Annotated in this window: 15 protein-coding genes and 1 tRNA gene; 2 read left to right on the top strand and 14 right to left on the bottom strand. The window is 60.7% G+C overall.

The window, feature by feature from the left end; all coding sequences use genetic code 11:
- Nucleotides 1-69 precede the first annotated feature (69 nt).
- Both B3873_RS19405 and B3873_RS19400 read left to right on the top strand, forming a co-directional pair.
- Nucleotides 70-154, top strand: a tRNA-Leu gene (locus B3873_RS19405).
- Nucleotides 155-264: 110 nt separating this feature from the next.
- Entirely contained in the window at nt 265-1,203 is a 939-nt protein-coding gene (locus B3873_RS19400) for a tyrosine-type recombinase/integrase (RefSeq protein ID WP_286868351.1), read from the top strand.
- Here the strand turns inward: B3873_RS19400 and B3873_RS19395 are convergent.
- From B3873_RS19395 to B3873_RS19330, 14 genes are all read right to left on the bottom strand, one after another.
- The gene (locus B3873_RS19395; protein ID WP_286868349.1) at nt 1,200-1,763 is read right to left on the bottom strand and encodes a hypothetical protein; all 564 of its coding nucleotides are present in this window, start codon (nt 1,761-1,763) and stop codon (nt 1,200-1,202) included. The genes B3873_RS19400 and B3873_RS19395 overlap by 4 nt on opposite strands.
- On the bottom strand, nt 1,736-2,248 hold the full coding sequence (locus B3873_RS19390; RefSeq protein ID WP_286868347.1) for a glycoside hydrolase family 19 protein: 513 nt from the start codon (nt 2,246-2,248) through the stop codon (nt 1,736-1,738). Before B3873_RS19390 ends, B3873_RS19395 begins: the two co-directional genes overlap by 28 nt.
- Nucleotides 2,245-2,751: a hypothetical protein gene (locus tag B3873_RS19385; protein WP_286868345.1), complete on the bottom strand. Its 507-nt coding sequence runs from the start codon at nt 2,749-2,751 to the stop codon at nt 2,245-2,247. The genes B3873_RS19390 and B3873_RS19385 overlap by 4 nt, the downstream gene beginning before the upstream one ends.
- Nucleotides 2,752-2,759: 8 nt before the next feature.
- Nucleotides 2,760-2,924 carry a hypothetical protein gene (locus B3873_RS19380; protein WP_286868343.1) on the bottom strand — a complete coding sequence of 55 codons (165 nt, stop codon included), beginning with the start codon at nt 2,922-2,924 and terminating at the stop codon, nt 2,760-2,762.
- A 9-nt stretch (nt 2,925-2,933) separates the two neighbouring features.
- Nucleotides 2,934-4,259, bottom strand: a complete 1,326-nt coding sequence (locus tag B3873_RS19375; protein WP_286868341.1) for a hypothetical protein — start codon at nt 4,257-4,259, stop codon at nt 2,934-2,936.
- Between the two features lie 9 nt (nt 4,260-4,268).
- On the bottom strand, nt 4,269-4,616 hold the full coding sequence (locus tag B3873_RS19370) for a hypothetical protein (RefSeq protein ID WP_286868340.1): 348 nt from the start codon (nt 4,614-4,616) through the stop codon (nt 4,269-4,271).
- A gap of 2 nt (nt 4,617-4,618) precedes the next feature.
- Nucleotides 4,619-6,040 carry a packaged DNA stabilization protein gene (locus B3873_RS19365; protein ID WP_286868338.1) on the bottom strand — a complete coding sequence of 474 codons (1,422 nt, stop codon included), beginning with the start codon at nt 6,038-6,040 and terminating at the stop codon, nt 4,619-4,621.
- A gap of 99 nt (nt 6,041-6,139) precedes the next feature.
- On the bottom strand, nt 6,140-8,338 hold the full coding sequence (locus B3873_RS19360; protein ID WP_286868336.1) for a hypothetical protein: 2,199 nt from the start codon (nt 8,336-8,338) through the stop codon (nt 6,140-6,142).
- Nucleotide 8,339: 1 nt separating this feature from the next.
- Nucleotides 8,340-9,542: a hypothetical protein gene (locus tag B3873_RS19355; RefSeq protein ID WP_286868333.1), complete on the bottom strand. Its 1,203-nt coding sequence runs from the start codon at nt 9,540-9,542 to the stop codon at nt 8,340-8,342.
- A 7-nt stretch (nt 9,543-9,549) separates the two neighbouring features.
- Nucleotides 9,550-10,557 (bottom strand): hypothetical protein, encoded by a 1,008-nt coding sequence (locus B3873_RS19350; RefSeq protein WP_286868331.1) that lies wholly within the window; start codon nt 10,555-10,557, stop codon nt 9,550-9,552.
- Between the two features lies 1 nt (nt 10,558).
- On the bottom strand, nt 10,559-11,014 hold the full coding sequence (locus B3873_RS19345; RefSeq protein WP_286868329.1) for a GNAT family N-acetyltransferase: 456 nt from the start codon (nt 11,012-11,014) through the stop codon (nt 10,559-10,561).
- Nucleotides 11,011-11,601, bottom strand: coding sequence for an aspartyl/asparaginyl beta-hydroxylase domain-containing protein (locus tag B3873_RS19340; protein ID WP_286868327.1), 591 nt, complete (start codon nt 11,599-11,601; stop codon nt 11,011-11,013). The genes B3873_RS19345 and B3873_RS19340 overlap by 4 nt, the downstream gene beginning before the upstream one ends.
- Before the next feature lie 89 nt (nt 11,602-11,690).
- The gene (locus tag B3873_RS19335; protein WP_286868324.1) at nt 11,691-12,353 is read right to left on the bottom strand and encodes a hypothetical protein; all 663 of its coding nucleotides are present in this window, start codon (nt 12,351-12,353) and stop codon (nt 11,691-11,693) included.
- The gene (locus B3873_RS19330; RefSeq protein ID WP_286868321.1) at nt 12,353-12,712 is read right to left on the bottom strand and encodes a hypothetical protein; all 360 of its coding nucleotides are present in this window, start codon (nt 12,710-12,712) and stop codon (nt 12,353-12,355) included. Before B3873_RS19330 ends, B3873_RS19335 begins: the two co-directional genes overlap by 1 nt.
- Nucleotides 12,713-12,884: the final 172 nt, after the last annotated feature.

Below are 12,884 nucleotides of genomic sequence, written 5' to 3'. Positions count from 1 at the left end.
AGTGGTGCACCGGGGGTCTTCAGGGCTTGCCCGGCAAAGCGAAATCGGTAATAATCGCTGGCTCGCGTCGCCGGGATGGCGGAATAGGTAGACGCACGGGACTCAAAATCCCGCGCCGCAAGGCGTGCCGGTTCGATTCCGGCTCCCGGCACCATTGGCTGTTTTATGAATCGCGATGAGTCGTAAATAAGCGGTTCTCAGGGGTATGAATCTGAGCGGTTATACTATGCTCCTCGCATATTTCCCGCATCAGAATCCCGCACAATGGCATACATCCGCAAGCACAAAGATAAATGGCGCGCCGAGGTTGAACGCCACGGTCACCGCGCCACCAAAGTCACCGATACCAAACGAGAAGCCCAGGCATGGGCGCTGCAGAAAGAGGCTGAGCTTGATGCCCTTGCGGCCGGTGGCGGCCGCACCTTCCTTGATGCAGTCGAAAAGTACAAGCTCACCGTGAGCAGCACGAAGCGCAACCCTGACTGGGAGGCGCGCCGGTTCGCTGCGATGCTGGAGCACTTCGGCGCGCAGACCAAGCTTTCCTTGATCGACAGCGCCAGGATCGGCGAATGGCGTGATGCCCGGCTCAAGACAGTCAGCGGCTCGACCGTGCAGCGCGAGGCCAACCTGCTGCGCAACCTGTTTGTCCTAGCTGCCAAGGAATGGCGCTGGATCGACCGGCACCCTTTCACTGGTGTGCGCCTGCCTGAGCACAATGAGGCGCGGCATCAGCTGTGGGGATGGCGCGAGATCAGGCGCGTGCTGCGTGCGGGAGAGCGTGCGGGCGGGAAGACTGCAGAGATGGCCAGGGCCTTCCATATCGCGCTCAGGACGGCCATGCGGCTGTCTGAAGTGCTTGCGGCCCCGGCCGGGTTCAATGAGCGCAGAAGGGTCGTGGTGCTGCCCAGGACGAAGACGACGGGCCGCGATGAGGTGCCGGTGGGCAGGATCGCCGCCAAGCTGCTGGCCGGCGAGAAGTTCACTGTGGATCCGAACGAGGGCAGCGTGCTCTTCTCAAAGCTGTGCCGCCAGATCATGATTCAAGACCTGACGTTCCACGACAGCCGTGCCACCGCCCTCACCCATCTGGCCAAGAAGGTCGACGTCATGACGCTGGCCAGGATCAGCCGGCACAAGGACATCAACCTGCTGCACCGGGTCTACTACCGGGAGACTTCGGATTCTATTGCGGCGAGGCTTTAGGCTTTTTGGTCAGGCGGAGCAGCCTGCGCCAGCAGCTTCGACTTTGCCAGGCTGCCGGCCGTCGAGCCAAAGTAGTAGCCCAGCACCAGGGCGAATGCACTGTTCAGGCCGCCCAGCATCAGAAGCGCGGCCTCGTTGGCTGCCGGCGGCAAGCCATTGAACAACAGCAGCGCCAGCATGCCGAAGAACCCCACCGTGACGATCCCGGCCAGCACGCGCGGCGTTGCACTGTCGCCGGTCTTGATCTCGCGATTGCGCGCGCTGTCTCGATCCGCTGCGGCGATGCTCTCCATGTCCTTGATGTTCTGGAAGCCCAGCTCTTGCATCTTGGACTGGAAAGCCTGGTCGGCCTGCTTGATGGCCAGCAGGTCCGCGGGAGACGCGCCGCTCAATGCTGTCTTGAGCGCGGTCTCCGTCTTCTCGGAAAGGCCCAGGGCATCCGCCGCGGCTGTCACGGCCATACCGCCCAGCGGGCCGCCCAACGCAGTGCCAATCCACGGGGCCACGGTTGCGATCAGTGATTTCCAGTCCATCAGAGAACCTCCTTTGCTTTCGTCCACAGGACTTGTCGATCTTCCAGGCCATTCGTCCCGCCGTTGATGCGCTTGGTGATGGCAAGAAAATTTCCTTGGTCGGCCAGTGCATTCAGCCCCTTTTCGTGCCAAAACCATGCTGCTGACCGGCATGCATTTGTCGGCTCCTCCACCACCTCCGGATGCTCCAGGCAGTCAATCCCTAGTGCCATCATGAGGGCCGTGTAATTTGCCTTCCCGGTGATCTGGATAAGGCCACGGCCTTTGTACTTCACGCCATCGCCGGCCATCGTATTGCCCAAGTCTTTGCGGCCTTCGTAGGCGCTTCCAGAAGCCAACTCGCGCACATACCGAAGCTGGCCTGACTCATGACCAATTTGCGCAATGAATGCTGCCTGACGCGCTTTATTGCTGATGTCAAATTCCGCCATTGCATCGGTCAACGGGCCTGCGAATACATCAGCCTTAGCGCCAGCTTGCGGCATGATTTTGCGGAGTTGGTCGGGAGTCATCTTCCCTCCTTGGTCACCATGCGGCGCAGCTCGGCAATCTCTTGAGCCTGTACCAGGTTGATCTGCTCGGCCTTGTTCACGGTGTTGACGAGCGAGCTAACGCCAATCAGGCTGGCGCTGCCAATTAGCCCCAGCAGCGCGTACGCAACAGCCATGCCGCCGCGCATCCGATTCTGGAACGTCGCAATCTCGGTGAAGCCGGCCCGCTGGCTCTTCCAGACCTCATCAATCTTGTTGTCGAATTTCAGGTCGATCTTGTCGATCATCCGCTCCGTGACTTCTTCGTGCTGCGTCTGCCACTGCGAGTGCGAATCCATGCGCAGCACCATGCGCTGGTCGCTGTCGAGCAAAGCCTTGATGGCCTCGCCGTGCTGCGTGACGATCTCCTGAGTTGCCAGGAACCGCCGCAGCATGTCCTTGATATCGGCCTGCCCTTCGCGGAAACCATCCATCATGGTTTCCATCCTGGTCATCCGGACAATCATCTCTTGTTCATCGGCCATTCATCACCTCAGAAGATGGCCGGCAATGGCGTGTTACCCAGCGCCAGCCAGTCCAGATACCACTGCCACATATAACTGGTGTTCGGGACGTACCAAATTCCAACGCCATCTTGGTACCAGAGCACGGCATTCGGGTCATGCAACAGCGCATACGGGTGTTCTGCATCGGGCATGATGGCTCCTTAGAAGTCGGAATCTGCAATCAACTGAACGCCAGTTCCGTTCAGGCTGCAGGCATTGCCCGCAGCAAGTCCGGTGCCAGAAAACTGCCACACGGCCATATCTTCGGTCGCGGATGGAATCAGGACCGTCCCAGATGCAGCTGCTCCATTTGCCGCAAGTGCCACAGGTGTACCGCTGAAAATCGCGCTTCCCTGACTGCGCTTGCGGCGCTTGAATGGAATGCTGCCGCTTGCGTTGGTTGCAGATGTTGCCTGCCCGGTGGAGAAAATCGTGCTGGTGAACGTAATTCGCTCGTAGAACCAGGCGCACAGCCATTTCTCCTGACTGATATGGCGGAACTCGAACGGGGTGATCGCGCCGCCCAGCTCAACCTGGACCTTCCAGAGCGTGCCCGCGTTGAACTCGATCATGACATCAGTGGTGCCGTCGCTCACGAACACAATCGGCGAGACCGAATAGGCCGGCGGCGTATCGCCCACGCGGTAGATGCGGCACTGCGCGCTGCCCTGCCACGAGACCATGTAGCTGCCGGCTTCCATGTTTGCGCGCTCAATGCGCTGCTGATAGCTGCCCACCAGCGTGACCATCTGGCCCTGCGGTGCCGTGGTGAAGGTCATGGAGGAGTTGGCGCTGGAGGATTTCCAGCGGTCCACGGCGTAGCTGCCGCTGGCCTGCACGGTGCCGGAGATATAGCCGCGCTCGTTGACGTTGAACGCGCCATTGATGACGCGGTTCTTGCCGCTGGGGTTGCTGATCTCGCCGGTGTGGTCCGCGCGCAGGATGCTGTGATTAACGCTGCTGAGACCGTTGTCCAGGCTGCCGCTGTCGAGCAGGACCGTGACCGTGGTCAGGCCGCCGCTGTAGACGCTCTTGATGATCTGGCCATACAGCGTGCCGGTGGCGGTGATGAGTTGCTCGCGGCGGCCGAGATGGAACTCGGTCGTTTGGTCGCCGGGCAGTGAGAAGGAATTGGCGCTGATGTAGGTCGGCGTGATGCCAGATGCCTGCCACTGGCCAACGGAAATCGTGGTGTCGTTGACGCCGGCAATGTTGTCGAATGTCTTCTTGACGACGCCATTTCCATCAGCCAGGACCAGCTTGTACGACTTTCCGCTCTCCAGCCAGATCTGCCCATTGGACGGATATCCGAGCGCATCCAACAGCTCAGGATTGGCATGCTGCACGTCACCGGCCGCCGTGGTGTAGGTGGCGAGCGGTGTGGACGAGCCTGCGACATAGCTTGAAATCTGCCAGCCGACGGCCGGCGCGCCGTTCTCATCGACAATCTGACCGTTCAGGAGGGGGCTCAATTTCACAGTTGGCATGATTCTTTCCTAGTTCTGCAAGATGACCACGCGGAAGCTGGCCGAGGGTGGATTGATGGCACCGGCGGTGATGTTGCTGGCGATGATCGTGAGCACGCCGTCCGTGGCCACGATGCCGGTGAAGATGACGCCGGCAATGTCGATCAGCGGTGTGACATGAACGATGTCGCCGACCTTCAAGGGCGCGGCGCTGGTATTGAGGCGCTGCTGCGAGTTGGCCGGGATCGACGGGAAATCCAGGGTGGACTGCGCGGTGTAGGACTTGGTCCAGCCCTGCACGGCATTGGTGGCCTGTGAAAACCAATTCGACCAGCCCGGCGACAGCGGCGACAGAGATTCCTGCAGGGGCGCATTCATGTTCATTGCAGCACCTCCGCGTCAATGGCCGCGCCGCTCAGCGAGAACCGAACGGGATCGGTGATGCGCACGCGGAAGATGAAGTCGCGGCCAATGCCCAGCCGTGTCCAGATCACCTCGGTGCGATACTTGCCCATCTTCCCCAGCGGCATCCGCAGCTCTGCGCCCCAGGTATGGCCGTTGTCGCGCGAGATCTGCAGCATCACCTGCGGGTCACTGCCCTGGCCATCGACCAGGCCCACGCCGGTCTCGAAATCCAGCTTCAGGCTGTTGACGGTCACCCGGTTATAGTTCGAGAAGAAGTGCCGCGCCGTCAGCTCATACGGCCGCTGCATGCCGTTATCGGTCAATGCATCCTGGTCGAGCACGTAGATATTGCCGTTCTCGTAGTCGGAGACGATTGTCTTGTTCTGGAACTCGATGCCGATCTCGGCGCGGTGGCGGCCGCCGGAAAGGCCTGACTGCAGCTCGCTCCACGAATTCGATTTCGAGTCGAGCAGCCAGCTCTTGCCGGCCGTCGGGAAGTTCACCTGCAGCATGGGATGGCCGCCCAGCATGTAGCCGAAGGCCGTGGCGTCGGAGACCGTGGCATAGGAGTTGATGGCCAGCGTGAAGTTGGTATCGCGGCCTTCCAGCGGCTGCAGGTTGTGCCCGGCCAACATCATGACCTGGACCTGGCCCATCTTGTTCTTCATCAGGCCGGCCAGCGAATCGTTGTACTTGACCAGAGACCATGGCGCGGCCAAGCCGAATTCCAGCGTAGAGCCGCGCTGATTGGCATATGGGAACGCCAGCGCGCCAGTGTTGCCCCAGAACTCCGTGGTTTGCTGGCCGAAGAGCACCAGCTCGCCATGGTCAGAGATCACGCGCACCAGGTTGTCCGGATCGGATTCGGCAGAGGCGAAGTCCAGCGCGTCGAAGGTTGTGCTGTCATCAATGGCCGACAGCTGGAACATGCCGCTGTTGGTGAATGCCGCGATGGTGTAGTGGTCCTGATAGGTCAAGTCCATCGGGTTGGCCATCAGAGCCGACGAAACCTGCGTGAAGGCCGCGGTCGACACGGTGTAGACATACATACCCTGGCCATCCGCCACGCTCACCTGCAGCCCGTTGTAGCTCATGGCCACGCGGCCCGCGGTGGTGGCGATCACGCCGCAGAGGGTAGTGTCACCGGCATTGTTCACCTTCCACATGGTCCCACGGTGCACGACGTAGAAGAAGTCGCCGGCCTTGATCATGCCGCGCACGGGCGTTTCCCCGAAGGAAACCAGCGGCGCGGACAGGCCCGGGCAGCCCAGGAAGCACACATTCGACTTGTCCGCATCGCTCGTCACGTCCGCATAGACGTTGATGCGGCTCTGCGCAGAAACCGTTACAGACTTGTTCTTGGTGCCCAAGCCGAACAGGGGGATAATTTGCCTCATACCTTCCCCTCCGAGCCCTTCATGAGCATTGATCCCATCAAAGCAGGTGCCATCGTCGCAATGATCATCAACGCGTGGCTATGGTCGCGCAAGAAGTGATCACTGCTTTTCATCGTTCGTCCCCAGGAATGCCGCCGGCGACAGCATCAGACGGTTGCGCGGCGAGTTGCGCAGCGGCTGGTTGAGCGCATTCGGCACGTTCAGTGCGTTGCGGGACTGAATCCCCACCGAGATGTTTTGCACCGGCCCGGCCAGCTGATTCCCGAACGGAATCTTGCTGAGCAGCGGGCTGTTGGCGATGCGGTCCAGAATGGCGGACAGCCCGGCGGCGGCCGTGTTGGAGTTGTTCACCGCCGATCCCTTCGGCTGGAACTGCTCATAGCTGGCCACGCGGCCCACGGCGCGCAGCTGTGCCACCTCGTCCGGCGTGAAGAACATGCCCAGCTTCTCATCACCGATCTGACGCAGCGCCTTGTTGAATGCCGATTGGCTTACGTTGCCGACCTCATCCGCCGCGCCGTTCAGAGCCTGGCTTTTGAGGTGTGCAGCGATCTGGTTGCGGATGGCCAAATATGCGCCAGGATCATTGCTCACTGCCATCCTCAGCGCATTCAAGTCGGCCACATTGGCCTTGCCGCCCTGGCCAACGATGAAGTTCTGCACGAACTTGTCCGGCTGCACGCCGTCACGGAGCGCCTGCAATGCCGGGGTGCTCTCGACCTGATGCATGTAGTTGCGGTTCATCGCGCGAGCGCTGTTGAAGGCGTCGATGGCGTCCTGGCCGATGCTTGCACCGGTCTGCTGTGGCGGCATCAACTCGTTCTGCCCGCGCACCATCACGCCATTGCCTGGCGCGCCAGTCTGAGGAGCCTGCTGTGGGCGAGACATCGGCCCCATCAGGGGTGCTTCGTCAAGGGCTTGACGCACCAGACCCAGCGCGTAGCGCGTGTTTCCATCAGTAGCGCCGCGCTGGATCCGTCCGATATTGCTCTTCAGCTGCTCCGCGATTTCCACATTCAGCGGAATCTGTCCTTGCGCGATACGGTTCAGCGTGTCGCGGATGCCGCCGGGCAAGAAGCTTTCTGCGTTCGCCTGATTGAGCAGATCGCCCGCACGCTGCGTGAAGGCAGACGGATCCAGTGGCGCACTGCGGCCGGCCGAGTCCCGCGCGCGCGAGTAGGCTGCGCCGATGGCGTCCCGTGCCGCCTGGTCGGTGTTACCAAGCGCTTGGATAATCCGCTCTCCAGCCGAATACGGGGTATCTGCAGTGCCGGCGCCCAGGTCGTTAAGATTATCAATGAGTGTACGGTTGTTAGCGTTTTGCACGCGGGCCAGCTGATGTCCACTTGGGTCTTTACCAGCCGCCCCTAACTTGGCAAGGTTACGCTCTTGCGTGACGACAATAGGATCCAGTGTCAAAGAGCCGCGCGTCGGAGTAGCGCCGACCATGCGGTAATCAGCCAGGCGGCGCACCGCGTCCGGCGACAGGATGCCGTTGGTCTGGGTCGCGGCCGCTACATCCTGGCGGATGCTGTTTTGCACGGCCGGGGCCAGTTGGCCGAAGTCCACGCCGCCCTGCTGCAGTGCCTGGCTGATCTGCACATCGATCTGCTGATTCGGGGCCGGTGCCGGGGTGGTGGCGCGGCGCACGGCATTCGTGACCGACTGCCCAGCCTGCGCGAGCTTGTTCGCCGCCATGGGCGCGCCAACACCGGCGGCCAGCGCCGCGACAAACTGCGCCGCGCCGTCGCCGCCAGTCTCCCGCACGTAGCCGCCAGCGCCGCCGGCAGCCGCATTCGAAAGGGTCTGCATGCCTGCGTTCTGGCCGAGTGTGGCCAGCGCGTTCTGCGCCACCGGGCCGGTCGCTGCCTGCGCCAAACGGTTCGCGCCGCCCATCATGCCGCCACCGGTGGACATGGTCGTGGCAACGTCGCCAACGACTCGCTCTCGCGCGTTTTCCGGCTTCGGCAGCCCTACGCTGTCGGCAATGTCCGTGGCAAGCTGGCCGGCACGCTTCAGGTTCGAGCCGGTGGCCATGTTGATGGTTGCGCCTATGGGGTCCGACAGCACGCCCACGGCATTTCCCAGACCTTCCAGACCGTAGCGCGCGGTGAGCCCAATCTGACGCGGAACATCCTTGATGGTGTCGCTCAGCTGCTCGCCAAAGCCCTTTTCAGGCGTCGGCGTGGCCACCACCATGCTGCGCACGCGCGCCAGCGCATCTTCTGCAGTGGAGCCTTCCGGGCCGGTGACCTCGTAGGTCTTGCCGTCAGGGGCTGAAATTCGGAAAGTCGGCATATCACTTCACCTGTGTGACGGACCAGCCATCGGAGGATGCGGCAGGCGCGGCCGCCGCCGGCGCTGCGGTGTCCTGGCCCAGATATTTCTGCTGAAGGCGGCGCACGGTTTGAAGCGCGGCGCGGCGCTGTGCAATCGGTACAAGCGGGTCACCAATCTGGCCGGCCATTTCGCGGTACAGCAGCACGTCCTTGTCTGACTGCGGGCCGGACATTTTCGGCATCTTGGACACCATGGCACCCTGCAGCACCTTGAGCTGGGCGTCTGCTTGCGCGGCCTCTGTGGAACTGCCGAATGCGCCGAGAGCCTGGTTGTAGCCTGAGCTGATCGGTCCATTGGACGCTTTCCCGAGCAACTGATCTGCCTCATCGGCAATGGCCAGAACGTCCTTTGCGTCTTGCGTTCGCTGATTGGCTTCCTTGTTGATCTTGATGTCAGCCGGACCGCCGGGAACGGCTTCCAGATTGCCATCGGCGGTGCGGCGGTAGCCGGGCGGCACCTTTCCGGCTTCCAGCTCTTGGCGACGCAGCCCGAGACCAGCCTGAGCCACGCCAAGCTGCCCTTGAGCCACGCCAAGCTGGCCCTGCGCGATCTTGTTCTGCGCCTGGTTGTTGCGCTCCACTTCGGTCTGCTTGCGCACATCCAGGTCATATCCCTGCTGCTTCCAGTGCTGGTCCAGCTGTTGCACGCCGGTGAGGGCGCGCAACTGGAGCTGCTTGGCCGTTGCCGGATCGAATTGCTCTGGAATTTGGCTGGTATCCACGCCCATTTGAGCCACCGCTTTGAGCGCGGCAGTCCAGGATGTCTGGTCAGTAGCCGAGCCAGCGTATTGGGAAATCAGCGCCTGCTTTTGGATGGCCTGTTCAAGAGTTGCTTTGTCGGCTTCGCGCTGAGCTTTTTGCGCCTCAGCCGCGCTCTTCTGCACGCCAGGAATGGCCGCGCCAGCGCCAGCGCCAGCCAGGTTGCCGGTCACCTTGGCATAGTCCACGCGGCCGGTGGCCGGATCAACTGCGCCCTGATAGGCGTTGGCCATGGCCGTGCGGTCTTGATCCTGCTGCTGCGCCTGCTTCAACTGCAGCTGCGCCAGCGCATTCTGGTTTTGGAAGCCCTGCACTTGGCCGAGCTGCGCCAACTTGTTCATCGGGTCATCAAGCTGGACGGTCGGGCGGCCTGCTTGGAAGAGGATATTTGCGTCAATGGCCATGGTCGCCTCAGAGGAAAGAAGTGCGATATCCAACCGCCGGCGAACTCAAATCGCCACCGGATACGCCGCCATAGATGTTCGTGGTCCCAGCATTCCTGCCGCCGAGTTGGCTCAGCAGGTTCTGCGTCTGGTAGTAGTTCGAGATCGAGTTCAGGCCGCCCTGCAGGGAGTTCGCCCCGGCGATGGAGCTGGCCGCGCGCGAGTTGCCAACGCCGGTCTGAGTGTTGCTGATGGCGTTCGCCGCATTTGCGCCGGACGATGCGACTGCGTTTGAGGCCGTCTGGCCAGCGCCCGACAAGCCCGCGAGCATGTTGTACTGCGTGGTCTTGTCGTTGTTCCAGCGGTTGTAGGCGTCGCCCGCGTACTGGTTCGCAACATTGGCCGCGCGGTCCTGCAGCGCCTTCAGGGTCGAGCCGGAGTTCAGGCTGCCGGATGCGGCGGCCAGTCGGTTCACGCCAAGTTGGCCCTGGTCCAGCGCGTACTTGAAGCCCTGCTGATACGGCACATCGTTGTTCAGGTCGTCCACCGTGAATTTATTGGTGAACGAGCCATATGCCGGGTCGGAAGCGGCTGCAGTTGTATCCAGCGGCGCATTGATGTACTGGAAAGCCCGACCTTCTGCCCTGCCGTTATTCAGATAGTGCTTGTAGGCATTTTGCGAAGCGTAGCCATCAGCAGCGACATCCGGATTGGCAGCGAGATATGCAGCAACGTCGAAGTTCGCTTCGGATTGATCGGGTTTCGCGGTGGTATTGTTGCTAAGGCCCAGCAGATAAGCGATGCGGTCACCGGCCAGGTTGCCGCGCTGGATCGCCGGCAGATTGTCATTACGCGTGGTGTCGTAGAAGTAACGCTGCGTCGCAGTTGACTGATTTCCTGCGCTTTCTTGCGCTGAAGCCGCCTTGTTCGCGGCCATGTTGCTGGCGACTCCACCGACAACAGCCGCGCCGATGGTGGCCGCCGCTACTTCATAGCGCGCACCACCATTTTTGATTTTCCAGAGGAATCGCAACATATCAATCTCCCAGCCACTTGCTGTAATAGATCTCGACCCGGGTCGCCTCGATGCGCTCAAACAGCGCGCTTGCATCAGCGTGGCATTTCGACCCCATGAACCAGCGTTGGACGCCGCGTCGGCGCAGCTCCTGCTCAACGAAACGGAACATGCGCAAGCCAGCACCGCCCTTCCGCTTGTCCTGGCGCACATAGAAAATGTCCATGGTGCAGGTCAGGCAGGTGCTGTAATGCAGGCCAGGTGCAATGAAGCCGATGAAGTAGCCGACCATCTCACCTGCATCGCGCAGCGTGACAAAAATCAGGCCGCCGAGGCGTTCGCGGCGGATATATTCCTCGTATTGCGGCGACAGAGGAACCTTATCCTGATTGAGCGCCAGCTCTTCGTAATGCGCCGGCAGTAACACTTTCAACTCTTCCAGGCGCTCTTCGAATGACTCGACGTGGATGGTGATCATTGGGATGTCCTCACATCGATAATCATGTGGATACGGTCGCCGGCACTGTTGTTGATGACCTCGTGCTCCAGCTTATTGTTGAACCACCAGAGCGAGCCCACCGGCATATAAACGTGCTCATCCTCACAGCGGAAATCAACGCCCGGATAGCTTTCCAGCACCAGGTGAAAGCGCGAATAGTAGTTCGCATGCTCTGGCGTATCTGCATGTGGGAAGATCCGGCCACCAGGGCGAATTTTGTTGATCATGACGCGGCCCAGGCGCTCGCCGCCAACACGGTTCATGATGGCCATGACATGCGCGCGTGCCTCAACCAGCTTGGCATAGGCCGGATAATCACTGCTTTCGTGCTGATCGAATCCGGGAAGCATGTTGGACTTGTACAGCGCCAGCTTCTCCTCCGCATCCTCGCCAGTGAACTCCACCTTTTCCGGGAACCGCAGCATGATCGATTCGATGTCTGCAAACGGCCCTTGTGGGTAGTGACGCAGGAAGGTGTCTTCAGTCCAAAGTTCCGGACGCCGGCGGATGGCTAGGAGCAGCGGCAGAACATCTACACCTTCGGCGAGTTTGAGGAAATTTTTCATTCAATTCTTTCGGTTAAATCAACATGTCCTTGCGCTCTGGCGTCTTGAGCATGCCGCTGAAGGTGCAGGAGATCATCAGTTTTGTGCTTTCAATCGGCTACTTGGATGCAGATAGGGGCTGTTTCAGTGGCATATCCAAGGCATAAATTCCGCTTCAGGAGGTATCTGGCTTGGATATCTGCCCGGCGGTCAGCCGACACGCCGAATTTGTTGCAAAGCTCCCAGGCAAGCCACAAACCGATGAACAAAACCCATGTTTGCGGCAGTTTTGGGTATTGCACCTGTACTGCATCGGGAACAATCGCCTGATAAGTCATCTGCAAACCCGGATCTGACTCGGGAATTGGCCATAAATGGCCTGTGAAGTCCGGCGCAATGTACAAATGCTGCACGCGCGGGAATGGTGGAGCAGCAGATTGCTGCACAAGGTCGTCATATTCGGCCTTCGAGACGATGCGCACGGCCACCTCTTGCCCATTCAGCATGTAATACGCATACGGCACGCCGAAATAGTCGCCAGGAATCGTGACTTTGCTTGGACTGCCGGCACTCCAGGCCAAAGCAACCGGATCAACAGTGATTTGAGGCCAGGAGTAGCCATGCACGGGCAATTCCTTGAGGATGCCGTCCAGCCCGCGCATGAGCACGCTGAAATCTTCAGCCGAAATGGTCTGATCGGCGCCGATAGCATTCATGTGCTCCATCGCATCGCGACAGATTTCCTTGGCCGACAGTGTCCAAGCAGTGGCCATTACATGCTCTCGACGGTATAGGCGAAGCGCGGGCTGCGGCCGCCGATGGCCTTGCCGTGGTTGTCGGTGCCACGGGTGTCGATCACGGCATCCTTGAGGATGGCCAGGTAGCGCTCGGGGATTTCCACCTCGACATCGCGTTTGATCTGGATCTGTTCGAAGTTGTGCACCAGCACGACATCACCTTTTTCGTCGTCGGTTTCGCCGCTGTGAATGGTCACGCGGACACGCTTCTCTGCAGCCTTTGCAGCCTTGGCTTCGGCAGCCTGTGCTTGCTTCTCTGCCTTGGCCGCTGCCTTGGCTTCGGCAGCGGAAATTTCCTGTTCTTCGCTTTTGATGCTGTCTTGGGTATCGCTCATTGCATGCTCTCCTTGAGGATCGCACCGGCCGTATGGCCGGTGCTGTGGATTAACCGATTGCTTCCCAGTAGAACGACTTGGAAGCCACCATCGTGGTCGCGTTGACGGTGAAGCCGTTGGACGTGACGGTGATGCCGTTGGTGGTTTCCAGCGTGCGGGTGCCGGCGGCGAC

Origin of the sequence: Herbaspirillum sp. UBA812, assembly GCF_002296545.1 — a bacterium.
Taxonomy (GTDB): domain Bacteria; phylum Pseudomonadota; class Gammaproteobacteria; order Burkholderiales; family Burkholderiaceae_D; genus Herbaspirillum; species Herbaspirillum huttiense.
Note: the sequence above shows the minus strand (reverse complement) of the source record. Positions and strands in the feature narration are given on the sequence as shown.